23 protein-coding genes are annotated in these 25962 nt (G+C 60.3%); 6 read left to right on the forward strand and 17 right to left on the reverse strand.

Features of this window, described 5'->3' with window-relative positions; translation table 11 throughout:
• Positions 1-100: 100 nt before the first annotated feature.
• Both pbpC and ABLV76_RS04855 read right to left on the reverse strand, forming a co-directional pair.
• Complete coding sequence (pbpC, locus tag ABLV76_RS04850; protein WP_080847649.1) at positions 101-2425, reverse strand: peptidoglycan glycosyltransferase PbpC; 2325 nt, start codon at positions 2423-2425, stop codon at positions 101-103.
• Positions 2426-7375, reverse strand: a complete 4950-nt coding sequence (locus ABLV76_RS04855) for an alpha-2-macroglobulin (protein WP_348878203.1) — start codon at positions 7373-7375, stop codon at positions 2426-2428. It lies immediately after the preceding gene.
• Positions 7376-7581: 206 nt separating this feature from the next.
• Between ABLV76_RS04855 and sseA the strand changes: the two genes are divergently transcribed.
• The 3 genes from sseA (at position 7582) to ABLV76_RS04870 (ending at position 10198) form a co-directional block, all read left to right on the forward strand.
• On the forward strand, positions 7582-8439 hold the full coding sequence (gene sseA, locus ABLV76_RS04860) for a 3-mercaptopyruvate sulfurtransferase (protein WP_004201882.1): 858 nt from the start codon (positions 7582-7584) through the stop codon (positions 8437-8439).
• A gap of 164 nt (positions 8440-8603) precedes the next feature.
• Positions 8604-9254: a DUF5066 family protein gene (locus tag ABLV76_RS04865; protein ID WP_348878208.1), complete on the forward strand. Its 651-nt coding sequence runs from the start codon at positions 8604-8606 to the stop codon at positions 9252-9254.
• Between the two features lie 101 nt (positions 9255-9355).
• Positions 9356-10198, forward strand: coding sequence for a hypothetical protein (locus ABLV76_RS04870; RefSeq protein WP_348878204.1), 843 nt, complete (start codon positions 9356-9358; stop codon positions 10196-10198).
• 66 nt (positions 10199-10264) lie between these two features.
• On the opposite strand, the gene sseB is transcribed toward ABLV76_RS04870, so the two are convergent.
• From sseB to trmJ, 11 genes are all read right to left on the reverse strand, one after another.
• Positions 10265-11041 carry an enhanced serine sensitivity protein SseB gene (gene sseB, locus ABLV76_RS04875; protein ID WP_004201877.1) on the reverse strand — a complete coding sequence of 259 codons (777 nt, stop codon included), beginning with the start codon at positions 11039-11041 and terminating at the stop codon, positions 10265-10267.
• Between the two features lie 96 nt (positions 11042-11137).
• The gene (gene pepB / locus ABLV76_RS04880; RefSeq protein WP_004201874.1) at positions 11138-12424 is read right to left on the reverse strand and encodes an aminopeptidase PepB; all 1287 of its coding nucleotides are present in this window, start codon (positions 12422-12424) and stop codon (positions 11138-11140) included.
• Between the two features lie 107 nt (positions 12425-12531).
• A complete protein-coding gene (gene iscX, locus ABLV76_RS04885) occupies positions 12532-12732 on the reverse strand; it encodes a Fe-S cluster assembly protein IscX (RefSeq protein WP_002913954.1) in 201 nt (66 codons plus the stop codon).
• Position 12733: 1 nt separating this feature from the next.
• Positions 12734-13069: an ISC system 2Fe-2S type ferredoxin gene (fdx, locus tag ABLV76_RS04890; protein WP_004201872.1), complete on the reverse strand. Its 336-nt coding sequence runs from the start codon at positions 13067-13069 to the stop codon at positions 12734-12736.
• Position 13070: 1 nt separating this feature from the next.
• Complete coding sequence (gene hscA, locus ABLV76_RS04895) at positions 13071-14921, reverse strand: Fe-S protein assembly chaperone HscA (protein ID WP_004201870.1); 1851 nt, start codon at positions 14919-14921, stop codon at positions 13071-13073.
• A 15-nt stretch (positions 14922-14936) separates the two neighbouring features.
• Positions 14937-15452 (reverse strand): co-chaperone HscB, encoded by a 516-nt coding sequence (gene hscB / locus ABLV76_RS04900; RefSeq protein ID WP_004201868.1) that lies wholly within the window; start codon positions 15450-15452, stop codon positions 14937-14939.
• 74 nt (positions 15453-15526) lie between these two features.
• Complete coding sequence (gene iscA, locus ABLV76_RS04905) at positions 15527-15850, reverse strand: iron-sulfur cluster assembly protein IscA (RefSeq protein WP_002913979.1); 324 nt, start codon at positions 15848-15850, stop codon at positions 15527-15529.
• 17 nt (positions 15851-15867) lie between these two features.
• Complete coding sequence (gene iscU / locus ABLV76_RS04910) at positions 15868-16254, reverse strand: Fe-S cluster assembly scaffold IscU (RefSeq protein WP_002913991.1); 387 nt, start codon at positions 16252-16254, stop codon at positions 15868-15870.
• Between the two features lie 26 nt (positions 16255-16280).
• Positions 16281-17495 carry a cysteine desulfurase gene (iscS, locus tag ABLV76_RS04915; RefSeq protein ID WP_017900428.1) on the reverse strand — a complete coding sequence of 405 codons (1215 nt, stop codon included), beginning with the start codon at positions 17493-17495 and terminating at the stop codon, positions 16281-16283.
• Between the two features lie 178 nt (positions 17496-17673).
• A complete protein-coding gene (gene iscR / locus ABLV76_RS04920) occupies positions 17674-18165 on the reverse strand; it encodes a Fe-S cluster assembly transcriptional regulator IscR (RefSeq protein WP_002913993.1) in 492 nt (163 codons plus the stop codon).
• A gap of 252 nt (positions 18166-18417) precedes the next feature.
• Positions 18418-19152, reverse strand: a complete 735-nt coding sequence (gene trmJ, locus ABLV76_RS04925) for a tRNA (cytosine(32)/uridine(32)-2'-O)-methyltransferase TrmJ (RefSeq protein ID WP_017900427.1) — start codon at positions 19150-19152, stop codon at positions 18418-18420.
• Positions 19153-19272: 120 nt separating this feature from the next.
• Between trmJ and suhB the strand changes: the two genes are divergently transcribed.
• Positions 19273-20076: an inositol-1-monophosphatase gene (gene suhB / locus ABLV76_RS04930; protein ID WP_002913995.1), complete on the forward strand. Its 804-nt coding sequence runs from the start codon at positions 19273-19275 to the stop codon at positions 20074-20076.
• A 46-nt stretch (positions 20077-20122) separates the two neighbouring features.
• Here suhB and ABLV76_RS04935 read toward each other — a convergent pair whose 3' ends face one another.
• From ABLV76_RS04935 to ABLV76_RS04945, 3 genes are all read right to left on the reverse strand, one after another.
• Positions 20123-20959, reverse strand: a complete 837-nt coding sequence (locus tag ABLV76_RS04935; RefSeq protein ID WP_348878205.1) for a hypothetical protein — start codon at positions 20957-20959, stop codon at positions 20123-20125.
• A 99-nt stretch (positions 20960-21058) separates the two neighbouring features.
• Entirely contained in the window at positions 21059-22039 is a 981-nt protein-coding gene (locus ABLV76_RS04940; RefSeq protein WP_004201862.1) for a nickel/cobalt transporter, read from the reverse strand.
• On the reverse strand, positions 22030-22668 hold the full coding sequence (locus tag ABLV76_RS04945; protein WP_004201860.1) for a DUF1007 family protein: 639 nt from the start codon (positions 22666-22668) through the stop codon (positions 22030-22032). Before ABLV76_RS04945 ends, ABLV76_RS04940 begins: the two co-directional genes overlap by 10 nt.
• A gap of 124 nt (positions 22669-22792) precedes the next feature.
• Here ABLV76_RS04945 and csiE point away from each other — a divergent pair, with 124 nt between their 5' ends.
• Complete coding sequence (csiE, locus tag ABLV76_RS04950) at positions 22793-24070, forward strand: stationary phase inducible protein CsiE (RefSeq protein ID WP_017900424.1); 1278 nt, start codon at positions 22793-22795, stop codon at positions 24068-24070.
• Here csiE and ABLV76_RS04955 read toward each other — a convergent pair.
• The gene (locus ABLV76_RS04955) at positions 24067-25203 is read right to left on the reverse strand and encodes a 3-phenylpropionate MFS transporter (RefSeq protein WP_017900423.1); all 1137 of its coding nucleotides are present in this window, start codon (positions 25201-25203) and stop codon (positions 24067-24069) included. The two genes, csiE and ABLV76_RS04955, sit on opposite strands and share 4 nt — an antisense overlap.
• Positions 25204-25503: 300 nt before the next feature.
• Here ABLV76_RS04955 and ABLV76_RS04960 point away from each other — a divergent pair, with 300 nt between their 5' ends.
• On the forward strand, positions 25504-25926 hold the full coding sequence (locus ABLV76_RS04960; RefSeq protein WP_048326434.1) for a DoxX family protein: 423 nt from the start codon (positions 25504-25506) through the stop codon (positions 25924-25926).
• The last annotated feature ends 36 nt before the right edge of the window (positions 25927-25962 follow it).

Consider the following 25962-nt stretch of genomic DNA (forward strand, 5'->3'; position numbering starts at 1 on the left):
ATAATGAGCATCCCCGCCCCTGCCTACGGATGAAGGTAACATTTTGTTAAAATAAGATGAGTATTGAAAATACAAACCGCCAACAACAAATTTACCCTGGTTATTGCAGGGTGAAACGCGCGGCCGCCGTTTGCCCTGCCTCATCCATCACCACCAGCTGCCACTCGCCGGGCTTATCCAGGGTTAGCGTGGTTCTCGCGCCGGCGGCATCTATCGGCTGGCCGTTGATAAACCACCAGCGCCGACCTTCCCCACCGCTGGTTTGCAGGGGCAACATCACCCGCGCCTCGCCCGGCAGACGTTTAATCACCGCCCCCTCGCGGACCCCGGAGAGCACCAGCGGTGCGACATCCTGAGTTTGCAGCGGCGGACATGCCCTTGATGCCGGCCCCAGACGCGCGGCGCGACGCTCACCCGGCGGTAGCCAGGGCTCCAGCGGCAGCGGCCAAACCTCAACCACCGTTTCGCGCGCCCCGGGACAATCCGCCGCCACCCGTTCGCCGTGTTCATTACGCCACACCGGGAAGCGGATCCCGCGCACGCCCTCCTGCCCCGGCAGCAGCAGGGTCGGCGGCTGGCTGTCTTCCAGCAGCCAGCTGGCCAGGCGACGACGGCAGTTGCTGTCGCCCGCCGGCAGCGCCTGGCCGCCGGGCCAGCAGAGCGTCCCGCGGCTGACCGTTGCCGGGCGCGGATCGACCGGCAGGCCGCCGCGGCTCATCGCCGGGCGGGCGAGCAGCAGATTATTGACCTGATTGAGCAACGGCACCGCGCTGGCGAAACCAAACTGCCCCACCACCGGCGTACCGTCCGGACGACCGGTCCAGATACCTATCAGATAACGCGCATTGAGACCCACCGCCCATGCATCGCGATACCCGTAGCTGGTGCCGGTCTTCCAGGCCAGCGGCGCCACTTGCGGGAGTGAGGCATCGGGAACCGGTTGCGCTTCGCCGGCCAGGATGCGCCGGACGATCCACGCCGCCCCCGGGGATAGCAGCGCCCTTTCCACCAGCGGGTCTCCGGGCTTCATGCGCAGCCGCGCCGCCTTCCCGTGGCGGGCAAAGGCGCTGTATGCCGCGACGATATCTTCCAGCCTCGCCCCGGCGCCGCCGAGGATCAACGACAGATTTGGCTCGGCGCCGGCGGGCAGCATCAGGGGCAACCCGGCATTGCGCAAATTCGCCGCGAAACGTTTGGGCCCGTAGGCTTCAAGCACCTGGACCGCCGGCAGATTCAGGGAGCGCACCAGCGCCTCGCTGGCGCTCACCGGGCCGTGAAAGCCGCTGTCAAAGTTACCGGGGCGATAATCGCTAAAGCGCCGCGGCACATCCTGCAATAACGACGACGGATGAATCAGCCCCTCATCCATCGCCAGCGCATAAATGAAGGGTTTCAACACCGACCCCGGCGAACGGACCGCCGACGCCATATCAATGTGGCCAAAGCGGCTGTCGTCCGTAATATCCGCCGAACCCACCCAGCCGCGGACTTTCATATCCGTGTGATCGACCACGACCATCGCCAGCGAACTGCGCGGCGGCAGGCGCGATTTCCAGTTCAGCGCCAGATCCTCAAGCTGCCGCTGGAGTCCGGCATCGAGGGTCGTCACCACCTTTTCATCACCACTGCTCGCCAGCGCCCGACGGGCGAAGAGCGGCGCCAGCTGCGGCATCTGGCGCGGAAACAGCCACACCGGCTCCTCCATCGCCTCCTTTACCGCCTGCTCCGGCCAAACGCCCTGACTGACCATACGCGCAAGCACTTTATCGCGCGCCGCCTGGGCCCGCTGCGGCCAGCGGTCCGGACGTAAACGGCTGGGCGCCTGGGGCAGCACCGCCAGCAGCGCCGCCTCGCCGTAGCTAAGCCTGGCAGGCGGCTTCCCGAGATAGGCCCAGCTGGCCGCGCCGATACCCTGCAGGGTGCCGCCAAACGGCGCGCGGTTCAAATAGAGGGTCAGAATGTCGCTTTTTGACAGATGCCACTCCAGCTGCAGCGCACGCCACAGCTGGCGCAGCTTGCCGCCGAAAGTGCGGGGGTGGGGATCGAGCAGGCGCGCCACCTGCATGGTAAGCGTGCTGCCGCCGGAAATGACCCGCCCGGAGGTGAGATCCTGCCAGGCGGCGCGCACTACAGCGAAGGGATTGACCCCCGGATGGCGCCAGAACCAGCGGTCTTCATACTGGATGAGCGCCTGAAGATAACGCGGCGACACGTCGGCGAGAGTGACCGGATATCGCCAGACGCCCTGCGCGTCGGCAAACCGCCACAGCGGCGTCCCGTCCTCCGCCACCACCACGCGGGCGGGCGTAACGTCCCGCAGCGGCAGCGGCCACAGGCGATCGGCCGCCAGCACCGCCAGCCACAGCAGAAAAATAAACGCCGCCAGCGCGCGCCAGCAGCGTTTTACCCGAGGCAATACGCGCATTTACGGCGTCACGGTGAGCGGGCCGCTGGCCGCTCCGGTCGCCCGCCACTGCGGCACATACATCGATTCCACCTGCGGCTGCGGGACCTGATAAGTGCCCGGCGTCACCGCTCGCGCCAGATAGACCAGCGTCACCGGCTGACCTTCATTGACCGCGACTGCGGCGACGAAGCGGTCATCGCGGAACTCGATATGCTGAATATCCGCCTGCTGCATCTGGTTAAGCAGGTTTTGCACCGCTTCGCCATTCTCCTGCAGGCTGGCGCTGCTGTTGGCCAAATTCTGGTTTTCCAGCTCCAGACCGGCTGGCAACAGATCAACCACCAGCGCGTCAGGCACGTTGCGTCTGGCGGTCACCTCCAGCTTGACGAGTACCAGTTCGCCGCTGCGCAGTGCTGACAGCGATTTCTGCTGCCCCTGGGTATCGAAAATAGTTCGTTCAATCCCCAGGACGTTACCGCCCGGCTGCGGCGCGCTTTGCGGATAGCCGCTGCTGTCGAGGCGCAGCCACAGCGGCTGACTGCCGGTGTTGCTCACCTGCAGTGCCGCCAGCCGATCGCCGTCGAGGTTGCGGGTTTGCGCTTTGTCGCCGGTCAGCGGCTCCGCCTGCAGCGAGGTTTGCGCCTGCCAGCTGCCCGGCAGGTCGGCCAGCGTCCGTCCGGCAAGGAACAGGGCGTTGGTTTCCTGGGTCGACAGCCAGCGCTGGCCATAGGCCTCTTCCGACAGCGTGCTCAAAAGCTGATTTTGCACCTCCGGCAGCAGCTTATTCTCTTCCAGCAGCGCCAGCTTCAGGGCGTCATCGCGAAGCGGGCTACCGTAATCGCCCAGCCAGCGATTCTCATCCTGACGCGGGGTGGCAACCGCCAGCTTCAGCGCGGCGTCGCCGCGCGACGCATCGCCCATGGTTTTCAGCGCGATGCCGAGCTGCAACAGCGGCAAGCCGGAACGCGCCTGGTCGTGACGGCTCCAGATTTCACGCAAGGCGCCGAGGGGGGCTTTTTGCTGACGCGCCAGCACCAGCGCGGCATAGGCCTGAGCGGCAAAGCGGCTGGCCTGGGCGTCGTCGCTGTAGCGCACGGTCATCAGCCCCGGCTCCTGCAGGTAGCGCAGCAGGCGTTCATTGCCTTTATTGATAGCGTTGACCGGCACGCTGTAACCCTGCTCGCCGGCGCGAACGAGGAAATCCATGGCGTAAGCGGTCAGCCAGTACTCTTCCGGCCCCTCTTTATCCCATAGCGCAAAGCCGCCGTTTTCCAGCTGCATCTGCAGCAGGCGCGAGATGCCGACATCGATTGCCGCGCGGCGTTTTTCGTCGCTATCGCCACTGATGCCCAGCGCCTTTAGCTGCGCCGCGCTGGTATACAGGGACGGGAACAGACCGCTGGCGGTCTGCTCAAGGCAGCCGTAAGGATAGGCTTTCAGATCGCGGATATAGCGCGCGAGATTCAGCGGCGGCTTGCCGCTGAGCAGCAGCTGGCCCTGCAGCGTCTGCGGGGCGAAACCTGCCGATTGTGCCGCTGGCGCCTGCCAGCTTTCGCCGGGCTGCAGCACGGCGCCGCTGTTGACGGTCTGCGCCGGGAACGCCGGACGAACGCCGATTTTCCACTGTTTCTGCAGCGGGGCGAAGGTTTCCCCCGGCAGGCTCAGGCCGCTGATCGTGGCGTTCACCTGGCCATCGCCGAAGCCCGCCAGCGCGCTCACCGGCACAAACAACGTGCTGCGTGCCCCCGGCGCCAGCTGCACCGGCGGCAGTTGACCCTCGGTCAAGGACACCAGCCCGCTGGCGGCAAGATGCACCTGCAGGGTTTGCGGTTTATCGGTCAGGTTGCTGAGATCCAGCGCCAGACGCGTAGTGTCGCCGCTGGCGAGGAAGCGCGGAGTGTTCAGCTCGGCGATGACCGGGGCGGCCACCACCACTTTATCTTCGCTGCTGCCAAAGTCATCCGCCGTCCAGGCCTGAGCCATCACCCGCAGTTCGCCGTTAAAATCACCGATCGGCAGCGTCACCGTCCCTTCGCCCTGATCGTTCAGCACCAGCGGCTGCGCTTGTTGGGCGATGATGGTCACATGATTAACCGGCGGTTTACCGCCACGTTTTAACTCGTCGCCATCGCCGCCGAAGCGCAGGCTGGCCACACGTCCCTGTCCTTCAATGACCTGGCCGTAAATATCATAGATATCCGCCCCATAACGTTTCTGGCCAAAGAAGGCGTTCCACGGATCCGGGGTGGCGTAATCGGTAATATTCAGCACCCCGCTATCGACCGCCGAGAGCAGAACGTTCACCTGTTTCGGCGCCTCGCCCTCTTTGACGCTGGCTTTCACTTTCACCGTCAGCGGCTGGTTGGGGCGCATTTTATCCGGGGCCTCCAGCGCCAGCGTCAGGCGACGGTTTTCATCGCCCAGCGGCAGATGCAGCAGGCCCACCGCGCGTTTCGGCGTCGCCGAGCGGGATTTATCGCCAGGACGAACCACCAGCGTGCTGAGGTAGAGGTCGTGGCGATTCCAGGCTTTATCCACCGGGATCGACAGGTCCATCCCCTCGGCAGGTACGTCAATCTCCTGCCACCACAGCGGCCCTTCGCTGGATTCCACCATCGCGTAGCCTTTACCCGCCGCCGGAGCAGCAATGTGCAGCCTGATGGTGTCACCCGGCTTATAGCTCGGTTTATCCAGCTTCATGGTGACCCGGTCCGGGCGCGCTGCGCCGGTGCCTTCGCTGTTATCCTGCCAGCTGTAGCCCGCCCAGAAGCGCACGCTGCTGACGACATCGTCCGGTCCTTTCACCTCCAGGCGATAGGAGCCCCACTCTACCGGAAAGCTCACTTTACCGATCTGGCCGGCCTGCAAATTCAGCGACTCCTCGCCCTCCTGCAGATCTTTTTGATCGAACTGCGACTGCCAGCCTTCGCTGTCGGACCAGTTCCAGTAATAATCGCGGCGCTCGCGGATCAGCCGTACCTGCAGGCCGGAAACGGCTTTTTTCTCGCCTTTGGCGTCGGCATAGACGATATCAAACGCGGCGTTGCTGTTTTCATCCACCACCGGCTGCTTCACCGTAGTGTCAGTGCGGTAGTCGTAAACGTCCTTCAGGGTAAATTGCGGGCGGATCCCCGGCAGCGCCTCGGCAGGCCAGATCGGCTGCATAACCGTACGGGTGACCGGACGCCCGCCGGACTCCAGCAGGCTCGCCTGCAACACCACCTGCAGCGGCGAATGGCTATCCTGCCACTGGCTTGAGGTGGTCACTTCACCATGGCCGTTTTCATCCAGCGTCAGCTGGACTTCATCAAGGCTGCGGGAGAGATTTTCTTCCGCGATATCGCCGAACTGGAAGCCCGGCAGAGCGGCGACGGCGTCGCGCAGCGGGCGCAGGAACAGTTTGCCCTGCAGCTGGTTGCCGCTGGCCGGCGCGCCGTAGAGATAAGCGCCGCTGACGCCAAAGGCGACATCGGCATTCGGCGCGACAGGCGCCGCCTGCGGCGTCAGCTTCAGCGCCATGCGTTCCGGCATGAAGTCTTCGACGTGGAAATCCCATTCGCGGGGCTGATTGTCGCCGGTGCTGGCGCGAATGTGCCACATGCCGGTGGCCGCGCCGCTGTCGAGCGGATAAGTAAACTGGTACAGGCCGTTAACCGGCTTGCTCATCACCGAGCGGATCACCTGGCCATCCGGCTGGACCACCTCCAGCTTCACCGGCTGTTCCGCCAGCGGCTTGCCGTCGCTATCGCGCAACAGCGCATTAAGGATCACCGTTTCGCCCGGACGATAGAGATCCCGTGGGCCAAACATAAAGAACTGTTTACTGAAGCCAGGCGCGCCGGCAATGGAGAACTCCGCCAGATCCAACGCCGGCAGTTTGAGGTCAAGGAGCGTGGTCTGCCCCTCTTTGCGCGCCAGCAGCAGCGCGGCTTCTTTATCGGTTTGCAGGGTGACGTGGCCCTGGCTATCGCTTTTCGCTTGCGCCAGGGTCTGCCCTTTGGCGTTGAGCAGCTGGACGTCGATACCAGACTGGGCGGCGCCGTTTTCCAGGCTCTGGGTAAAGACGTCCAGCCGGTTGTGGTAACGATGCGCCGACACGCCGATGTCGCTAAGGGTAAACAGCGTCGCCGCGTTGCTGTAGCTATAATGACCCGCCGGGTTCATGACCGCCACGTAGACGCCAGGCTGCTGGAGCGGCTTGATGTCGCTCAGCGGCAGCAGCAGCTTTTCGCGGGTATTGCGCGCCGGATTGAGGTCAAAGCGGCCGCTGTATACCAGATCGGCCATCTTCAGCAGCTCGTCGGATTCCCAGTTGCTTAATGAATTGCGGTATTCCCACTGACTGACGAAGGACGAGAGCGATTCCGGCTTAATGCGGAAGAAGTTCACGTCGACGTTATCGACGTTCAGCGCCATCACCGGCAGCCCGGCGATCACGTTGCCCGGCAGCAGCGAGCCGCGGCTGGCAAACCCAACGCTTGGCGCGATATCACGGGTGGTCAGAGTCTTCTCGAAGGGTTTATCGAGCGTCGCCTTGTTCAGGGCGACCAGCGTCGGGTCGACCGAGACAATCAGCTCGCGCTTTGGCTCCAGGTGACGCAGACGCAGCTCTTTGAGGTTCGGCGCCAGCTCCCAGGCGCCATCTACCTTACCGCTCTTCTTATCCACCAGGTGTACGATGAGGGAGAAATCCTGGTCCGGCTGCAGCGGCACGGAAAAGGTCAGCACCAGGGTCGCGGCGCCATCCAGCTGCACCTCCGAGGCGTCGAGCAGCGTCAGCGCTTTGCCCTGACTTTTTTCCGCCAGCGCCGCCAGCTGGGCGCTGTCTGGTTTTGCCGCCGCGCCAGGGCCGCTATCGGCGGCCGGCGTCGGGGCCGTAGCCTGCGGTGCACCGCTGTCATCACACCCGGTTAATGAAAATGCGGTAAGGAGCGCCAGTGACAGCGCCGCTAAACGAAATGGTTTCATCCTTCTAACCCCTCGGCCGGTGGGCCTGATGCAAATTATCACTTTTTATTATGCGTTAAGGCGGCGCTTCTCAACAGTGATGACGCGGGTTTCTGCCGATTAATCAGAAAAGTGCCGTGACGTCGTCCCCACTCTGGCGTCCTTAACTTGTCAGCACCCGATAAAACGCCGACAATTCAGTCATGAATAGTAAAACGGAGGCACCTATGTCCACCTCGTTTTTTGTCGCCGCCGACTGGCTGGCGGAACATATTGATGACCCGGAGATCCAGATTATCGACGCCCGCATGGCGCCCGCCGGACAGGAGGCCCTGCGCGATATGGCCGCGGAGTACCGCGCCGGCCATGTGCCGAACGCGCTGTTTTTCGATATCGAGGCGCTGTCCGATCACACCAGCCCGCTGCCGCATATGATGCCGCGCGCCGAGGCGTTTGCCGTCGCCATGCGCGAACTGGGCGTCTGCAGCGATAAGCACCTCGTGGTTTATGACGAAGGCAATCTGTTTTCCGCGCCTCGCGCCTGGTGGATGCTGCGCGCCTTTGGCGTGGAGAAGGTGTCGATTCTGGCCGGTGGACTGGAGGGCTGGCGCCGCGACGAACTGCCGCTGGAACAAGGGGTGCCGGAGGTGGCCGAAGGGGAATTCGACGTGCGCTTCGATCCTCAGCAAATTAAGCGCCTGACCGACGTGCTGCTGGTCAGCCATGAAGGGTCGGCGCAGATTGTCGATGCGCGTCCGGCGGCCCGGTTTAACGGCCAGGCTGACGAACCGCGCCCGGGCCTGCGGCGCGGGCATATCCCCGGCGCGCTTAACGTGCCGTGGACGGATCTGGTGATTAACGGCGAGCTGAAGACCGTCGACGAGCTGAACGACATCTTTTTGCGTCAGGGCGTCGATTTTGACCGGCCCATTATCGCCAGCTGCGGCTCCGGCGTGACGGCGGCGGTGGTGGTGCTGGCGCTCACCACGCTTGGCGTGAACGGCGTCTGCCTGTACGACGGCTCATGGAGCGAATGGGGGGCGCGCAGCGATCTGCCGATTGAACCGGCTCCTGCCGCTCAGTAAACGCCGCATGGCCGCGGGCGCCCCGTTCCGCGGCCACTAAATAATTTCTGATTTTCCCCGCCTCTTTCTCCTGCCAGCCGCTAAACCGGTTACTCTGTGCTGCCGCAGGGCTTGCGCCTGCCGGGTTCGCTTTACTGCCGCCCACTATATAAGGAAATTGAATGATGGCTTTTTCATTACCGGATCTCATGGATGTCGTACACAAGCACAACCGCAATCCCACCCCAAAACCGATGCCCGTAGAGGAAGTGGATCGCCTGCGAGTACGGAAATACCGCGATCCGCAAAATAGCGAAACCGTGGCGCTTCCGGAAAGTTTGAAAGCGCTGCTGGCTTACGATTGCCAGCTGACAAGCCCCCACGGTCAACGGGTGCTGGAATCGGTTCTGGACGCCATTGATGAACATGGCGTCCTGCTTTCCGACTCGCTGGATGAAGATGCTTATTATATGAATGGCCTTGATATGATCGGGCTGGATATTGAAGAGCTGATGCCCGTCTGGAACGACGATCCGCGTCTTCCTGCCCTGATTCGCCTCTGCCATCCCGGAGATCAGCAGGTATTTATCTATGTCACCGAGCGTGATGAACAGGGTGAATATCCTGTCGTCCGCTTCGAGGGTAAAGAGAGTGACCTTTGGCTGGCAGAATCGTCACTGATTGAATATCTGCAGGAGATTTTTGCCGGTGGAGAGGAGAGCCACGACGAATGGCAGCATCAGCAAGCCCTCAACCAGGCACGCGATGGCGCCTTGCTGGAGCTGGAATATCTTCATGAGGATCTTTACGCCAGGCTCGAAGGTTGCCCTGACTAATTCACCATCTCCCACCGAAAGCGCGCTTAACGGGCGCCGTCGGGGCCAGCTCCAGGAGGGAGCGCTTAATCCCTAACCTGATGTCACCACAAGGAGTGAAAATGGCATTAGTCTCCAACCCACATTCTGCTTATTCCCCGCGCCTTCCCTGGCTGGGAGGCATCGCTGGCCTGCTGGTCGGCGGCGCGATCCTCTATTTTTGGCCGCAATGGAACCGAACATGGTTAAGCCTGGTTCCTGCGCCCGTTTCCGTCTATACCCGCTTTCTCGGCGTCACTTTGGCAGACGTCCCGCTGATCACCTATGGTCATCAGGCGCTGCTGGGTTTTCTGATGGTGCTGCTCGCGCCCGGTTATGGTAAATCGACGCTTGCCGCATGGATGATGCACAACCCGGCGTCAAGCCGCCGCTGGCCCGGCGAGGTACTCCGTGCCTGGGTGACGAAATTTGGCCTGCTGGTCATGGTCTTTTGCAATCTGTTCTTTTTGTCCCGGGTCGGATCCGGGACCCTGGCGTTATATATTTTTATTCTCCAGCACATCAGCGTTACCGCGGCGGTGACGTCAGGAGGGCTGCTGCTGCGTGACGCCCGACGTCTGGCCCGCACATTCGATGCTCAGCTGGCGGATCTGCGCCTTCTGATGCTCCTCACCCTCGGATTCCAGACGATTTTGCCGGCGCAGATCGCGCTGATGAGCGCCCGGAGCGTGAATACGCCGCTGGGCTGGTATATTGTCAGCGCGCAGATGGTGGGAGTGTTACTGGCGTTTATGCTGGTCGCCGGGCTGGTAGCAGCGCTACGCTATCTGCTGGGAGAGGAAAGGTGCCGGGCCTGGCGCGGGGATATGGCGCTCTTCAACGGCATCGTCACGCTGTGCGTGGCGGGATTTCTGCTCTATCACATGGTGTCAGCCTATCCGCGAATCGTTGCCGCCCTGCATTAATCTTTACCAACCCGCTTTGGCATCGAGCTGAAAGTATAGCGAAACCGGGGGCTGCCGCCCCCGCTGTCAGATAATGCGGTTTTGTTTGAAATCGCGCAGGAAGCTGCCCCAGCGCTTTTCATAGAACGGCGTGATATGGGCAATCATAAAGTGGCTGATGCCCTTCTCGCCGTCTACCACCTGGCAAATATCGATCGGCTCATCGCCGGGCAGGGTATCGGTGGCCACGCTGCCGGTGGTCTGAATAATGGACTCGATATCCCCTTCCGCTTCAATGCCGATAAGCAGATTAGCAGGCGCGTCGGCGTGCTCTTTGATCGAGCACAGGAACGCCCGCTTGACGGTTTTCAGCGTTTTGAACAGCGTGGTCAGCGAATCCACCATCTGCGCCGGCGGCTCGGCGACTTCAGACAGCAGCAGCGCTTCGCCCCCCTCCAGCACCGTCTGGGTGCTGAGCGGGCTGCCCTCTTCCCCGAGCAGATGGCTGATTTCCCGCGGGGTGAATTCTTTACCGCTCGGCAGCTTCGGGTTGAGGAACAGCGATTCGCCGAGAGTCATCGCCATCAGCGTGCGGGCCGGCATCATCACGAAAGCCTGTTCGTCTTCCACCGCCTGCTGCAGGGCCTCCAGCGAAGTGAAGAACGGAATGACCGACGTGCCGTCATCTTTTTCCCAGTGCTGCAGATCCAGCGCGCTATCTTCAACAATCTGCTCGCCATCGGCTGCGCTGCCCGGTACCCAGACGGTGGCCTCAAGCAGCGCGCTGAAAAATGCCGGACGATGAGCGGGCTCGGTAGCCGCTTTTTCCAGCAGGGTTTCTAATTCGTTTTTGGTTTCGGACATAGTTTGGCTACTTCAAAAATCGCCCGGCGGCGCGACGTCCGCACGGGCCTGCGGATTTTCCAGGCCGGGTAAGCGTAGCGCTACCCGGCAAGGCCATTACTCAGCCGTCAGCAGATTGGCGATAGTACGTACGCCAAGCCCCGTCGCGCCCGCCGACCACTGCTCAACGGCCGATTTGCGGTAGGTTGCCGAACAGTCGATATGCAGCCAGCCCTGGTGGTAGTTTTCCACGAAGTGGGACAGGAAGCCCGCCGCGGTGCTGGCGCCGGCCGGATAGGCGGCGCTGCCGGTATTGTTCAGTTCCGCGAAGTTAGACGGCAGCTGATTACGGTGGAATTCGGCCAGCGGCAGACGCCAGAACGCTTCATTTTCCGCCTGGGCGCTCGCCAGCAGGCGATTCGCCAGCGCATCGTCAAAGCTGAACAGCGCGTGGTAGTCGTTGCCGAGGGCGGTTTTCGCCGCGCCGGTCAGGGTGGCGGCATCGACGATCAGCTCAGGCTTCTGCGCCGAAGCGTCAATCAGGCCATCCGCCAGCACCAGACGACCTTCGGCGTCGGTGTTCATCACTTCGACGGTTTTGCCGTTGCGATAATGAATAATATCGCCCAGTTTGAAAGCGTTGCCGCTGATCAGGTTGTCGGCGCAGCACAGATAGAGCTTCACGCGCTTATTCAGCCCGCGGGTAATGGCGAAAGCCAGAGCGCCGGTGACAGTCGCCGCGCCGCCCATATCAGACTTCATTGAATCCATAAAGGCGCTCTGTTTGATGCTGTAGCCGCCGGAATCAAAGGTGATGCCTTTACCTACCAGACAGGCGTATACCGGGGCTTCTTTATCGCCGGTCGGGTTATAGTCCAGCGCCAGCAGAACCGGCGGACGCTCGGAGCCGCGGCCGACGGTGTGCAGGCCGAGATAGCCCTGCTCACGCAGATCTTCGCCTTTGGTGATGCGATAGCTCATCTTTTCGCCCGCCACGCTGCACAGCAGGTCGACGGCGCGCTGCGCCAGCTGTTCCGGGCCCAGCTCTTCCGCCGGCGCATTGATGGTGTCGCGCACCCAGTCAATAATGGTCAGACGGTTATCCAGCTCGCTTTTCTGCACATCGTCCAGGGTCGGCCATTCAACTTTTCGGGTGCCTTTCGGGCCTTTATAGCCCGCCCAGAACGCCCACGCGCGGTCGGTGTTCCAGCCTTCGCCGCTTAACGCGACATGCTTGATGCCCATGCCGTCAATTTTACGCGCCGCGCGCTGAATCAAGCCCAGGTCGTCTTTACCGTTGAGATGCAGGGCAATGCCATCATTATTAATGCTGTAAGACGCCTTCTCTCCCCAGCGCGCATCGGCTGGCTGAGTGGAAAGCGTAATCTTCATGGCTTCGGTCATTATCATTATCCTTCTTAGCAAACGGGCCACCGTATGGCAGCCCGTAACGTTCTCTCGCTCGATGATTCATCCGACTTTATACCGCCGCATAAATCATGACGCGAAAATTATTCGGCTTCGTCTAACCAGACTAACAGAATCGCCTCGAGAATTTTTTCATTGGATGCGTTCGGATCATCATCAAACTCTTCCAGATCGCAAATCCACTGATGCATGTCGGTAAAGCGAACGGTTTTTGGGTCGAGGTCAGGGTAAGCGTCATACAGCGCTTCGCCGATTTCACGACTGTCGGTCCATTTCAGTGCCATATTAGTGCTCGCGTGCGTGGTTGATGGTGTAACGCGGGATCTCAACGACCAGATCTTCGTCGGTGACGCGCGCCTGGCAGCTCAGGCGGCTGTCAGGCTCCAGTCCCCAGGCTTTATCCAGCATATCGTCTTCATCTTCGGTACTTTCCGCCAGCGAGTCAAAGCCTTCACGCACGATGCAGTGGCAGGTGGTGCAGGCACAGGATTTTTCGCAAGCGTGTTCAATCTCGATGCCGCTACGCAGCGCCGCATCCAGAATAGTCTCACCGGTCTCAGCTTCCACAACGATGCCATCCGGACACAGGTCCTGGTGGGGCAGAAATACAATTTTTGGCATTTTAAACCTCGTCCACGGATTGGCCTTTCAGCGCGATACGGACCGACTGATCCATACGGCGGGCGGCGAATTCCTGGGTTTGTGTGTCGATATTTTTAATCGCTTCTTTAATGGCGTCGGCGTCGTCGCCTGCCGCGGCGGCGCGTACCTGCTCCGCAGCAGCATCGATAGCCTGACGCTCCGCGGCGCTTAACAGCGCGGCGTCGGCGGCCAGCGCGCTTGTCAGGCTTTCCAGGACGCGTGCGGCTTCTACTTTCTGTTCAGCCAGCATGCGCGCCTGAATATCCTGTTCGGCGTAGCTCATCGAATCTTTAATCATGGTGGCGATTTCGCCATCGGTCAGACCGTAAGACGGTTTCACCTGAATAGAGGCTTCCACGCCGGTCGATTTTTCCATCGCCGTGACGCTCAGCAGGCCATCGGCATCCACCTGGAAGGTGACGCGAATATGCGCCCCGCCCGCCGGCAGCGCCGGGATACCGCGCAGCGCAAAGCGCGCCAGCGAACGGCAATCCTGCACCAGCTCACGCTCGCCCTGCATCACATGAATGGACATCGCCGTCTGGCCATCTTTGAAGGTGGTGAACTCCTGGGCGCGGGCCACCGGAATGGTGGTATTACGCGGGATCACTTTCTCCACCAGACCGCCCATGGTTTCCAGCCCTAACGACAGCGGGATAACGTCGAGCAGCAGCAGTTCGCTGTCCGGCTTGTTGCCGACCAGAATATCGGCCTGGATCGCCGCGCCAATGGCGACGACTTTGTCCGGGTCAATGGCGGTCAGCGGGGTGCGGCCGAAGAATTCGCCTACGCGCTCACGCACCAGCGGCACGCGGGTCGAACCGCCGACCATCACCACTTCCAGCACCTCTTGCGCCTCAACGCCAGCGTCTTTCAACGCCCGGCGGCAGGCCATTAACGTGCGTTTTACCAGCGGGGCGATCAGATCGTTAAACTGGCTGCGGGTAATATCGCCCTGCCAGCCGCCGACCTCAACGTGCGCCACCTCGGCATCGCTAAGGGCAATTTTCGCCGCGATGGCGGCATCCAGCAGCTCACGCTGCAGGCGGTTGTCGCTACGGTCGCTGAAGCCTGCCTGCTCGCGCAGGTAGTCCGCCAGCAGATGATCGAAGTCATCGCCGCCGAGAGCGGAATCGCCGCCGGTAGCCAGCACTTCAAACACCCCGCGGCTTAAGCGCAGAATAGAGATATCGAAGGTGCCGCCGCCGAGATCGTAGACCGCAATCACCCCTTCCTGGCCGGAATCAAGGCCATAGGCGATAGCCGCCGCGGTCGGTTCATTAAGCAGGCGCAGCACGTGCAGACCCGCCAGACGCGCCGCGTCTTTGGTCCCCTGACGCTGGGCGTCATCAAAATAAGCGGGAACGGTGATCACCACGCCGTCGAGCTCGCCGGCCAGCGCTTCAGTGGCCCGGGCAGCCAGCGCTTTCAGAATATCGGCGGAGACGCGAATCGGGTTCAGCAGGCCGCCGGCGGTCTGGATCATCGGCAGGCCGTTTTCACTGGCCTGCAGCTGATACGGCAGATGCGGATAGCGATGTTGGATATCGGCGAGGGAGCGCCCCATCATCCGTTTCACGGAGCTGATGGTGTTGGCGGGATCCTGGGCGGCGTTCAGCCGGGCGTCATAGCCGACGGTCAGCCCCGATGCGTGGTAGTTCACCACCGACGGCAGCAGATAGCGGCCTTGATGATCGGGCAGAGTCTCGGCCTGGCCGCTACGCACGGTAGCCACCAGAGAATTGGTGGTGCCCAGGTCGATACCGGCCGCCAGACGACGCTGGTGCGGCGCGGCGCTCAGGCCGGGCTCACTAATTTGTAATAAGGCCATAATTGCTTCCGAAAATTAAAAATCGAGCAGTTTTTCTTCGAGTTCTTCAGCACTGCTGCGCAGTTTATCGAGGAAACGGAGCTTACGCACCGTGTCCGCCGCCGCCTCCCAGCTCTCATTATGCAATTGGTCAACCATCAGCTGATGGCGGGTATCAAACAGCGCTTTCACTCGTTTGATAAAGCTTTCCAGCCGCGCTTCGTCTTTCGCCTGGCCGATCTCATCCAACTCTTCGCGCAGTTCCAGCTGTTCCATCAGGAACGCGGTATCGCGAACGGTATGCTGCTCGCTGGCCAGATCGAAGCCATGCAGCGAGAGGAGGTATTCTGCGCGGGTCAGGGGATGGCGCAGCGTCTGCCAGGCCTGGTTAATGGTGGCGGAATACTGAACCGCCGCAAGCTGCTCCGCAGCGGGCGCGCTGGCAAATTTATCCGGATGGTACTGGCGCTGCAGATCCTGATACCGGACAGCCAGTTGTTCAAGCGAGAGGGTATAGCTGGCTGGTAACCCGAAGAGGGTGAAATAGTCCATAGTAACCTCAGGGTCATGCATCTAAACGAAAACCCCACGCGCGGCGTGACCGCGGTGGGGTTGGGGTGTACCGATTATACGTTAAAGCTTTCGCCGCAGCCGCACTCATCTTTGACGTTCGGGTTGGTGAACTTAAACCCTTCGTTAAGGCCTTCTTTGACGAAGTCCAGCTGCGTGCCGTCGAGGAATTGCAGACTTTTGCCGTCGATCACGACCTTCACGCCTTTGTCTTCAAACACGGTGTCTTCAGCCGCCGGCTCGTCAACAAACTCCAGTACATAGGCCATACCTGAGCAGCCGGAGGTTCTCACGCCCAGGCGCAGGCCAAACCCTTTTCCGCGGTTTGCCAGGAAGGCATTGACTCGCGCTGCTGCACTGTCGCTAAGAGTAATCGACATAACAAAACCTCAACTAATTATTTTGCTTCACGTTTGCTTTTGTAATCCGCAATCGCGGCTTTAATCGCGTCTTCCGCCAGAATAGAGCAGTGAATTTTCACCGGCGGCAGTTCCAGTTCATCGGCGATATCGGTGTTCTTGATCGCCTGCGCTTCGTCCAGGGATTTACCCTTCACCCACTCGGTGACCAGGGAGCTGGAAGCGATAGCAGAACCACAGCCGTAGGTCTTGAAGCGCGCGTCTTCAATGATACCTTCATTGTTGACTTTAATCTGCAACTTCATCACGTCGCCGCAGGCCGGCGCGCCGACCATGCCGCTGCCGACGTTCTCGTCGCTGTTGTCAAAAGAGCCGACGTTGCGCGGGTTCTCGTAATGATCGATAACTTTTTCGCTGTATGCCATGATGAATTCTCCTTATTGGTGCCGAATTAGTGATGTGACCATTCAATACTGTTCAGATCCACGCCCTGTTTGAACATTTCCCACAGTGGAGAAAGCTCGCGCAGACGGCCAATGGATTTACGAATCAGGTTGATGGCGTAGTCAATCTCTTCTTCGGTAGTGAAACGACCTAAAGAGAAACGAATAGAACTGTGCGCCAGTTCATCAGTCATGCCTAACGCGCGCAGCACGTAGGATGGCTCAAGGCTCGCGGAAGTACAGGCTGAACCGGAGGAAACCGCCAGGTCTTTCAGCGCCATAATCAGCGACTCGCCTTCAACATAGTTGAAGCTGACGTTAAGAATGTTCGGCGCGCCCTGCTCAAGGTCGCCGTTGAGGTACACTTCTTCCATATCCTTCACGCCGTTCCACAGACGGTTGCGCAGCGTGCGCAGACGCGCCATCTCGCTTTCCATCTCTTCTTTGGCGATACGGTAAGCTTCACCCATGCCGACGATCTGGTGAACAGGCAGAGTACCGGAACGCATACCGCGCTCGTGGCCGCCGCCGTGGATTTGCGCTTCGATACGAATGCGCGGCTTACGACGCACGTACAGCGCGCCGATGCCTTTCGGACCGTAGATTTTGTGACCGGAGAAGGACATCAGGTCCACTTTCAGCTGGCTGAGATCGATAGGCAGCTTGCCCACGCTCTGGGTGGCGTCTACGTGGTAAATGATACCGCGGGCGCGACACATCTCGCCGATGGTAGCGATATCCTGCACCACGCCGATTTCGTTATTCACATGCATGATGGAAACCAGGATGGTGTCGTCACGCATCGCCGCTTCCAGCTCTTTCAGATCGATAATCCCGTTGCTCTGCGGCGCCAGGTAGGTCACTTCGAAGCCTTCGCGCTCCAGCTGACGGCAGGTATCCAGAACCGCTTTATGCTCGGTTTTGCTGGTGATGATGTGCTTGCCTTTTTTCTGATAAAAGTTGGCAGCACCCTTGATCGCCAGGTTGTCGGATTCAGTCGCACCAGAGGTAAAGACGATTTCGCGCGGGTCGGCACCGACCAGCTCGGCAATCTGATTGCGGGCGATATCAACCGCCTCTTCAGCCTGCCAGCCAAAACGGTGGGAACGAGAGGCCGGGTTACCAAAGGTCCCGTCCATGGTCAGGAACTGCATCATTTTCTCGGCAACACGCGGGTCCACCGGCGTGGTTGCGGAGTAATCGAGGTAAATCGGTAATTTCATTGCTCTTAAACTCCGTACATCACTCAATGCAAGGAATCAGGCAACCGGCTTGATGTACGACCGAGTACACGGAATGTCGGAGCATCCCGGCCTGATTCTGAAAGCTCTTTATAATCGTTGTCCCGCCGTTTCGCGCTGCCTCGCCCTGTCAGCCGCAGCCCGAAACGGGACGGGTCACTCAGGCGCGCAGTTTAACGTCGATCGCGTCCTGGGTGCGCGCATTGCGCTGGGTTTCGTGCTGATGCTGACGACCGGAAACATCGAGGATCTCCTGGTTATTCACCAGTTCTCCGAGGGTGATATTGTTCAGGAAGCCGGTCAGACGCTCGCTCAGATCGCGCCACAGCGCGTGAGTCAGGCATTTATCGCCGCCCTGACAGCCGCCCTTGCCCTGGCAACGGGTGGCGTCAACGGATTCGTCCACGGCGCTGATGACTTCGCCGACGGCGATACTGCCGGCATCTTTACCTAACAGATAACCACCGCCTGGGCCACGAACGCTGGAAACCAGGCCATTTTTACGCAGGCGAGAGAACAGCTGTTCCAGATAGGAAAGCGAAATTCCCTGACGCTCTGAAATATCTGCCAACGGCACCGGGCCCGTTTCAGAGTTGAGCGCAACGTCAAGCATCGCGGTCACGGCATAACGCCCTTTAGATGTCAGTCTCATGTCTTACTTAACCTCAAACTCGCCCCTGGCCGGGCTTTTTATTAATATGGGTATTGCATAGCAGGGCCAAGTCTGACATTCCCGAGTAATTTGGTCAACTATTTACTTGACTGTTTTAGTCAGGTATTTGGCTTTCCGTGCCGTTATTAATTTCGAGCCGCTCCCGGGGTCGGCCAAAGGCCTCGCCCGGGCTACAACAGAGATGTAGATTCGTAGGCCGGATAAGCGAAGCGCCATCCGGCGTTAACGCTCTTACTTACCTTTATTCTGCTGCTCAATAGACGCCAGCATGCCGCGCAGGATGTTCAGCTCCTGGCTTTCCGGACGTGCGCGGGTGAACAGACGACGCAGCTTGTTCATCACCTGCCCCGGATGATTCGGGCGGATAAAGCCCGTCGCCAGCAGCGTCTGCTCAAGATGGTCGTAGAATCGCTCCAGATCGTCCACCAGCGGGTACGGCGCCTCTTCATGTTCAACCGCCGGCTGCGCTTGCTCCTGCGCCGCCAGCCAGGCCATCCGCACTTCATAGGCGATAACCTGCACCGCCATCGCCAGGTTCAGCGAGCTGTACTCCGGGTTGGCGGCGATGGCCACATGGTAGTGACACTTCTGCAGTTCATCGTTAGTCAGGCCAACGCGCTCGCGGCCAAACACCAGCGCCACCGGCGCATGCTGGCCTTCGGCGATGCTTTTCAGACCGCATTCGCGCGGGTCGAGCATCGGCCACGGCAGCGTGCGGGAGCGCGCGCTGGTGCCAACCACCAGGCTACAGCCCGCCAGCGCTTCATCAAGGGTATCGACGATCTGCGCGTTGCCAATGACGTCGCTGGCGCCCGCGGCCAGCGCAATGGCCTGGGAATCAGGCTTCACCAGCGGATTGACCAGCCACAGGTTGGTTAAGCCCATGGTTTTCATCGCGCGGGCAACGGAGCCCATATTGCCGGTGTGGGAAGTTTCTACCAGTACGATTCGAATATTTTGCAGCATTATGGTTCTTCGGCTAAAGATTATTCGGGCATGCTACCATAAAACGGAGACATAAGCAGATTTCGCTGTTATTATATGCGCCGTTTTTTCCCGTTCTTTAACATCCAGTGAGAGAGACCGATGCATCCGATGCTGAACATCGCCGTGCGCGCCGCGCGCAAGGCGGGTAATTTAATTGCCAAACACTACGAAACGCCAGACACCGTAGAAACCAGCCAGAAAGGCAGCAATGATTTTGTGACCAACGTCGATAAAGCCGCCGAAGCGATTATTATCGAAACCATTCGCAAATCTTACCCGCAGCACACCATTATCACCGAAGAAAGCGGTGAACACGCTGGTGAAGAGCAGGATGTTCAATGGGTTATCGATCCACTGGATGGCACCACCAACTTCGTTAAACGTCTGCCGCACTTCTCTGTTTCCATCGCCGTACGCATCAAAGGCCGTACTGAAGTCGCGGTGGTTTACGATCCGATGCGTAACGAACTGTTCACCGCGACCCGCGGCCAGGGCGCGCAGCTGAACGGCTACCGTCTGCGCGGCAGCAACGCTCGCGACCTCGACGGCACCATCATCGCGACCGGCTTCCCGTTCAAGGCGAAGCAGCACGCCACCACTTACATGAATATTCTCGGCAACATGTTCACCGAATGCGCCGATTTCCGCCGTACCGGCTCCGCCGCACTGGATCTGGCCTACGTTGCCGCCGGCCGCGTTGACGGTTACTTTGAAATCGCCCTGAAACCATGGGATTTCGCCGCAGGCGAGCTGATCGCTCGTGAAGCAGGCGCTATCGTGTGCGACTTCACCGGCGGTCATAACTATATGCTGACGGGCAACATCGTTGCCGGTAACCCGCGCGTGGTAAAAGCGATGCTGGCGAACATGCGCGAGCAGCTGAGCGATGCGCTGAAGCGTTAATCTCTTACTGATGTCAAAAAGGAAGCCGCGGCTTCCTTTTTTTATGTCATGACAGCATCCTCAGGATCTGGCGAATCACCGCATTACCGCCAATACAGAGCACCGTCAGGCCGCTAAATAAAGCCAGCGGTCCGCGCCAGCGCAGGCAGCCCTGCGGCCCCAGCCAGCACCGGAAACACAGCGCTATTCCTACCGTCGCCAGGCGAGCGAGCAGCACGCCCACCATCGCCGGAACCAGCAGCAGCCATCCCCACAGCGGCAGCTCATACTGCTGCGCACTGAGTAAAATCCATACCAGCTGAAACGGCAGATAAAAACTCAGGGCAACGATCAGCGGAATGCGAATATTGCCTGCCGGTGCGGCAACGCCTTTAACGCCGCGCCAGCCGTCGCGCAGCAGTATTGCTGCCAGCACCAGCGTGGCCAGATAGCAAACGTCGTTACAGATGCCCGCAATCTGCATTAGCCTGTCGCTGCTTAGCTTACTCATAAACGCGAAACGCCAGAAAATGATCACCAGAAAACCCAACTGCAACGCCCAACTGCGCAGGATCCAGTCGACCATCTCCCGCGGCGAGGGTTGGTTATGCACAGCCCAGGCGACGATGGGCAGTTTACTGTGTCCGGGATGGCAAAAGGCCAGCACGAAGCCTGACAGCGTCAGGGTGGCGTAGGCCACCAGCGGGATATCCGCGACACTCGTCACCCCGAATCGCATAACATACGGCATGGCGTGGTAGACGCGCACCAGATCGGACGGCCACCAGCTGGCCGGGGCTGGAAACCAGAAGACGATCGCCAGGCCCGCCAGCAGCCCGGCGGCGCCGGCGCAGCCATAATAGAACCGCCCGTTCTGCGCGGGAGAAACGATATTTGCGGCCATAGCGACTCCTTGTCATCCGCCGAAAAGCGGAAAACTAGAGCATCGCCGCGTCAGCGGCAAGCGCCGGCGCCCACTTTCGGATTTGCGCCCGACGCCTGGCTAAAACGGACGGATCCCGCCGCCGGCCGGGACGGCGCTGAACCACATCACGCCTGCCGCCGCGAGCAAAATGACGCCGCCGGCCAGCGCCAGCGTCAGCCAGCCTACCTGGCGCCACAGCGGCGGTGCCTGATGCTGACCCAGCTTCACCGCCAGCTGGCGAAAACTGTGCACCAGCAGCGCCAGCGCCGTGATAGTCAATGAGGTCCCTGCCGCCATCGCCAGCGCCGCCGCCATCCCCCAGCTGAACACCCCGATCACTTTGCTGAACAGCAGGACCATGATCGCCCCCGAGCAGGGACGCATGCCCATCGACAGGACAATCACGGTGCGAGCCCGCCAGTCGTCGCCGGCCTGCAGCTGCTCCGGGGCCGGGAGATGCTGATGCCCGCAGCCGCAGTGTTCGTTATGAACATGATGCGGGGTGAACGCGGTAAACGTTGGCCGGCTCAGCAGCAGACGCAGCTTTTTCAGCGCCCGCCAGCAGAGCAGCAGACCTAACGCGCCCACCAGCAAATAGCTGCCCTTCTCCAGCCAGAAACTGCTGAGATGCAGCTGGCGCGCTGGCAGCTGCAGTAGCGCCAGCACCACCACCACCAGCGCGATAGCCACCAGCCCCTGCAACAAAGAGGCGGCCAGCGTCAGGTTAATACTCGATTTCAGCTTTGAGGGATGGGTGGCAAGCCAGGTCGTAATGACAATTTTGCCGTGGCCGGGCCCTAAGGCATGCAGCACCCCGTAAACGAAGCTGAATCCAAGCAGCGACAGCCCCGCCGCAGCCGGGTTCTCCGCCACAGCCTGCAGCAGGCGGCTGAGCTCCAGATTGAGCGCGCGCTGCCAGACCGCGCTCTGCATCAGCACCTGCGGCCAGGCCAGCCACAGCCAGATGCCGCCCGTTACGCTCACGGCCAGCAGCAGCGCCAGCGGCCACAGCGCTTTCCAGCGCGAAGTTCGCGCGCGGGGGGTAAAAATTACTGACATGTCAGCGTCACCTTCTGGGCAAAATAGCTGCCCAGCGCCATATCCTCAGGCGGCGCATCCGCTTTATCCAGCGACTGGGCGTATGAGAGCATTTTGTCATTCGGTTTTGGCGTCATCACCGTTGCCTTACAGACGGCCTGCAGCGCGGCGGGCAGGGAAAAATCGCTATCTTTGTCATAAAACATATCGACATAGTAGGTCGGATCGAAAGTGGAAAAGGTAAATGTCTGCCCGGCAACGGGTTGCGGCGTCGCCAGCGGCAGGGTAAAGGTCAGTACCGCCTGCAGGCCGTCGCGCTCAAGGCCGTAGCCGTCGGGGCGATTGTCAAATTTCACCCGCTGGCCGTTGTGCCACAGCTCGCTGAAATAGTGCTGGCCGAGCACATTGGCCATCACCTCCGCCGCCAGCTTTTTCCATACTTCGCTGCCCGGTTTAGCGTTTCCGGCGTCGTAAAGCAGATCCGATGAGGTTATTTCATCCATTGTCCAGCGCATTTTAAAGGCGCTCAGCAGGCCGTCTTTGACCACCGGCTCGCTCTGCAAACTGATGAAGCTATGCGGATGCGCAGCGGCTGTCCATGATAAAACCATGAAAAACGCCGCGCTGGTGCATTGTTTCACTCTGTTCATCTGTTCCTCACGTGAAAAATTCTGTGAACTTCGCCAGCAATCCTGAGCTAAAGCGGGCGCACTTCCCTGCCCCGGCCGCCGTCATTGTCTATCCTTAGCGGAAACCCTAACTGGAACTTACCAGATGATGACCGTCATTGAACCACCATCTGCGCTTTCCAGTCCACAGCGCCGTAGCCAGGTGCTCCTGATGTTTTATCTGCCCGGACAGTCGGTAACGACTGAACGGCTTGGCAGAATCAACCTCGTTGATGAGACCACGGCCCGGCAGGATATCGAGGAGACCGGACGCGAAATTCAGCGTTACCACCGCCTGACCCTTCGGTCACAGGTGGACGGCAGCTATCGGATTGAAGGCGCCGCGCTCGACCAACGTTTATGCCTGCTGCATGCGCTGCGGCGGGGGCTGCGCCTGTGCCCGCAGTTCGTTAACCATCATTTTACCCCGGCGCTGAAAACGCAGCTTAAACAGGAAGGCATCGCCCGTACCTTGTACGATGATACCAACCTGCAGGCGCTGGTGAACCGTTGCGCGCGAGCGCTCAATCGCCAGTTCGACTGCCGGGACGTCCAGTTTCTGCGCCTGTACCTGCAGTACTGCCTGCTTGAGCATCACCGGGGCTATTCACCCGACTTCAATGATGAACAGCAACGCTGGGCGCAGACCGCCGCCGAGTTCACTCTGGCGCAGGAGATTGTCCGCCACTGGCAGCGCCGGGTCGGCGCTCCGCCGCATGTCGGAGAGCCTTTTTTCCTCTCGCTGCTGTTTATGATGCTCAAAACCCCCGATCCGCTTCGCGATGGTCACCCGCAGGATCGACGCCTGCGGCTGGCTATTTCCGGCCTGATCCACCGCTTCCAGATGCTCGCCGGCAGGTCGTTCAGTGACGAGCAGGGGCTGAGCGACCAGCTTTATATTCACTTGTCGCAGGCATTGATCCGCAGCGTGTTTGCCATCGGCATCGACAGCACGCTCACGGAGGAAGTGAGCCGGCTCTATCCTCGTTTACTACGCACCACCCAGGCGGCATTGAGCGAATTCGAGGAGGCCTGGCACGTCCGTTTTAATGAGGAAGAGACCAGCTTAATCGCGGTGATCTTTGGCGCCTGGCTGATGCAGAAAAGCGACCTGCACGAGAAGCAGGTTCTGCTGCTGACCGATGATAATCCGGATATGGAAGCGGCCCTGGAGCAGCAGCTGCGCGAACTGACGCTGCTGCCGCTGAATATCAAATACCAGAGCGTAGAGCGCTTTCAGAAGGAAGGCGCGCCCAAAGGGGTGACGCTTATCGTCACTCCCTATGCGACGGCGCTGCCGCTGTTTTCACCGCCGCTGATCCACGCGGAGAACTGCTTCACCGAACGCCAGCAGCAGCATATCTGCGCGATGCTCGAAGACTAGGCCGCCACCGTTTTTGGCCGAATAGCCAACGCCGGGATGGTCAGCAGCGCCATTACCCAGAACACGCCCTGGTGCAGGTGCTGGTAGAGGAAGCCGGCGAAGACGGTCATGATGGCGATACTCCCGCCCATCGCCACCGCGGAGTAGACGGCCTGCAGGCGGATCACTTCGCTGCCCTGGCGGGCGGCGATATAGCGCATCGCCGCCAGATGACACACCGTAAAGGTCCCGCAGTGAAGGATCTGCGCGAGGATAAGCCCCGGCAGCGCTGTGGTCCAGCCCATCAGCGTCCAGCGAACCAGCCCGCACAGGGCAGAGAGCAGCAGCAGATCCCGCGCGCTGAAGCGGCGGAACACCTTTTTACTCAGCGCGAAGATCACCACTTCCGCCACCACACCTAACGACCACAGATAACCGACCGCCGAGGCCGAATAGCCGGCCTGCTGCCAGTAGATGGCGCTAAAGCCATAGTAGGCGGCGTGCGCCCCCTGCAGCAGACAAACGCAGGCGAGAAAGCGCCAGCTTTGGCGCACCAGCGTCAGCCAGGCCGCCATTCCGGCCCCCTGCTGCTGGCGCGACGCCCCCTGAGGCATCACCGACGGCTTAAGCAACATGCCGAGCAGCATCGAGGCGACGCCCAGGCTTAGCATCAGCAGGATCGCCCGGTAATCGAACAGGCTCACCAGCTTACCGGTCAGCGCCGAACCAATCACAAAGGCAATAGAGCCCCATAGCCGCACCCGGCCATAGTCCATGGTGATCTGCTTTTGCCAGGTATTGGCCAGAGCATCCGTCAGCGGCACCAGCGGCGAAAAGAACAGGTTGAAGCCCACAATGATCGCCAGCAGCCATGCTACGTGGCTGCCGGCCCAGAAGGCCAGCGCGAAGAGCAAGGTTAACAGCGCCAGCACGCGCAGCGCGGCGATCAGCCGGGAGGGATCGCTCACCCGCGGGGCGATCAGCAGACTGCCGAGAAAACGGGCCACCAGACCGGCGCCAAGCAAAATGCCGATGGTTTCCGGGGTCAGCCCGTTGCCGGCCAGCCAGACGCTCCAGAAGGGCAGAAAAATACCGTAGCTAAAAAAGTAAGTGAAATAACTGAGCGCCAGCCAGCGCGTGGAGTGCAAGACCATGATTTCCTCCCGAATGGTGGCGATAGTCTGGCGATAAACCCCATCGTGAGTAAACCTGTGTCTCACTCTCTATATGGAAGTTGAGTACATTTGTCTTTAAATCGTGACGCGCATCACGGAGCACTCCCCACTCCGTCACCGGTTGTATTAAATAAAATCCGATAACCGGGCATCAAAGTGCGACCAACGATACGGCGAAATCCTGATGAAACGAAGCGCGACATTATTATTTTCCTGCTATGGCGGCTGGCAACTTTGTGTATTACGTTTAAATCACACGTCTCTCATAACGAGCTGATTATGAACACACTCCGCTATTTTGATTTTGGCGCATCCCGCTCTCTGCTACTGCTCATCGCCCGCATCGCCGTGGTGGTTCTGTTTCTACTTTTTGGCTACCCCAAACTGCTGGGCTTTAGCGGTACGGTGCAATACATGGCCGCCTCCGGCGCGCCGATGCCGACCCTGGCGGCGATTATCGCCGTCATTATGGAAGTGCCTGCCGCGATTTTAATTGTGCTGGGCTTTTTCACCCGCCCGCTGGCGGTCATCTTTATCTTCTACACCCTCGGCACGGCGGTGATTGGCCATCACTACTGGGATATGACTGGCGATGCGGTATTGCCGAACATGATTAACTTCTGGAAAAACGTCAGCATCGCCGGCGCCTTCCTGCTGCTAGCGGTAACCGGCCCCGGGGCGATCTCCCTCGACCGCCGCTAATCTGCAGATGCAAAAAAGGCCGCATAAGCGGCCTTT

It is taken from the genome of Klebsiella sp. GB_Kp047, assembly GCF_040065235.1.
Lineage (GTDB): Bacteria > Pseudomonadota > Gammaproteobacteria > Enterobacterales > Enterobacteriaceae > Klebsiella > Klebsiella quasipneumoniae.

Excerpts from the sequence above, each read along its gene's own strand:
- pbpC (WP_080847649.1), bottom strand. The coding sequence starts at position 2,425 with ATGCGCGTATTGCCTCGGGTAAAACGCTGCTGGCGCGCGCTGGCGGCG.
- ABLV76_RS04855 (WP_348878203.1), bottom strand. The coding sequence starts at position 7,375 with ATGAAACCATTTCGTTTAGCGGCGCTGTCACTGGCGCTCCTTACCGCA.
- sseA (WP_004201882.1), top strand. The coding sequence starts at position 7,582 with ATGTCCACCTCGTTTTTTGTCGCCGCCGACTGGCTGGCGGAACATATT.
- ABLV76_RS04865 (WP_348878208.1), top strand. The coding sequence starts at position 8,604 with ATGGCTTTTTCATTACCGGATCTCATGGATGTCGTACACAAGCACAAC.
- ABLV76_RS04870 (WP_348878204.1), top strand. The coding sequence starts at position 9,356 with ATGGCATTAGTCTCCAACCCACATTCTGCTTATTCCCCGCGCCTTCCC.
- sseB (WP_004201877.1), bottom strand. The coding sequence starts at position 11,041 with ATGTCCGAAACCAAAAACGAATTAGAAACCCTGCTGGAAAAAGCGGCT.
- pepB (WP_004201874.1), bottom strand. The coding sequence starts at position 12,424 with ATGACCGAAGCCATGAAGATTACGCTTTCCACTCAGCCAGCCGATGCG.
- iscX (WP_002913954.1), bottom strand. The coding sequence starts at position 12,732 with ATGGCACTGAAATGGACCGACAGTCGTGAAATCGGCGAAGCGCTGTAT.
- fdx (WP_004201872.1), bottom strand. The coding sequence starts at position 13,069 with ATGCCAAAAATTGTATTTCTGCCCCACCAGGACCTGTGTCCGGATGGC.
- hscA (WP_004201870.1), bottom strand. The coding sequence starts at position 14,921 with ATGGCCTTATTACAAATTAGTGAGCCCGGCCTGAGCGCCGCGCCGCAC.
- hscB (WP_004201868.1), bottom strand. The coding sequence starts at position 15,452 with ATGGACTATTTCACCCTCTTCGGGTTACCAGCCAGCTATACCCTCTCG.
- iscA (WP_002913979.1), bottom strand. The coding sequence starts at position 15,850 with ATGTCGATTACTCTTAGCGACAGTGCAGCAGCGCGAGTCAATGCCTTC.
- iscU (WP_002913991.1), bottom strand. The coding sequence starts at position 16,254 with ATGGCATACAGCGAAAAAGTTATCGATCATTACGAGAACCCGCGCAAC.
- iscS (WP_017900428.1), bottom strand. The coding sequence starts at position 17,495 with ATGAAATTACCGATTTACCTCGATTACTCCGCAACCACGCCGGTGGAC.
- iscR (WP_002913993.1), bottom strand. The coding sequence starts at position 18,165 with ATGAGACTGACATCTAAAGGGCGTTATGCCGTGACCGCGATGCTTGAC.
- trmJ (WP_017900427.1), bottom strand. The coding sequence starts at position 19,152 with ATGCTGCAAAATATTCGAATCGTACTGGTAGAAACTTCCCACACCGGC.
- suhB (WP_002913995.1), top strand. The coding sequence starts at position 19,273 with ATGCATCCGATGCTGAACATCGCCGTGCGCGCCGCGCGCAAGGCGGGT.
- ABLV76_RS04935 (WP_348878205.1), bottom strand. The coding sequence starts at position 20,959 with ATGGCCGCAAATATCGTTTCTCCCGCGCAGAACGGGCGGTTCTATTAT.
- ABLV76_RS04940 (WP_004201862.1), bottom strand. The coding sequence starts at position 22,039 with ATGTCAGTAATTTTTACCCCCCGCGCGCGAACTTCGCGCTGGAAAGCG.
- ABLV76_RS04945 (WP_004201860.1), bottom strand. The coding sequence starts at position 22,668 with ATGAACAGAGTGAAACAATGCACCAGCGCGGCGTTTTTCATGGTTTTA.
- csiE (WP_017900424.1), top strand. The coding sequence starts at position 22,793 with ATGATGACCGTCATTGAACCACCATCTGCGCTTTCCAGTCCACAGCGC.
- ABLV76_RS04955 (WP_017900423.1), bottom strand. The coding sequence starts at position 25,203 with ATGGTCTTGCACTCCACGCGCTGGCTGGCGCTCAGTTATTTCACTTAC.
- ABLV76_RS04960 (WP_048326434.1), top strand. The coding sequence starts at position 25,504 with ATGAACACACTCCGCTATTTTGATTTTGGCGCATCCCGCTCTCTGCTA.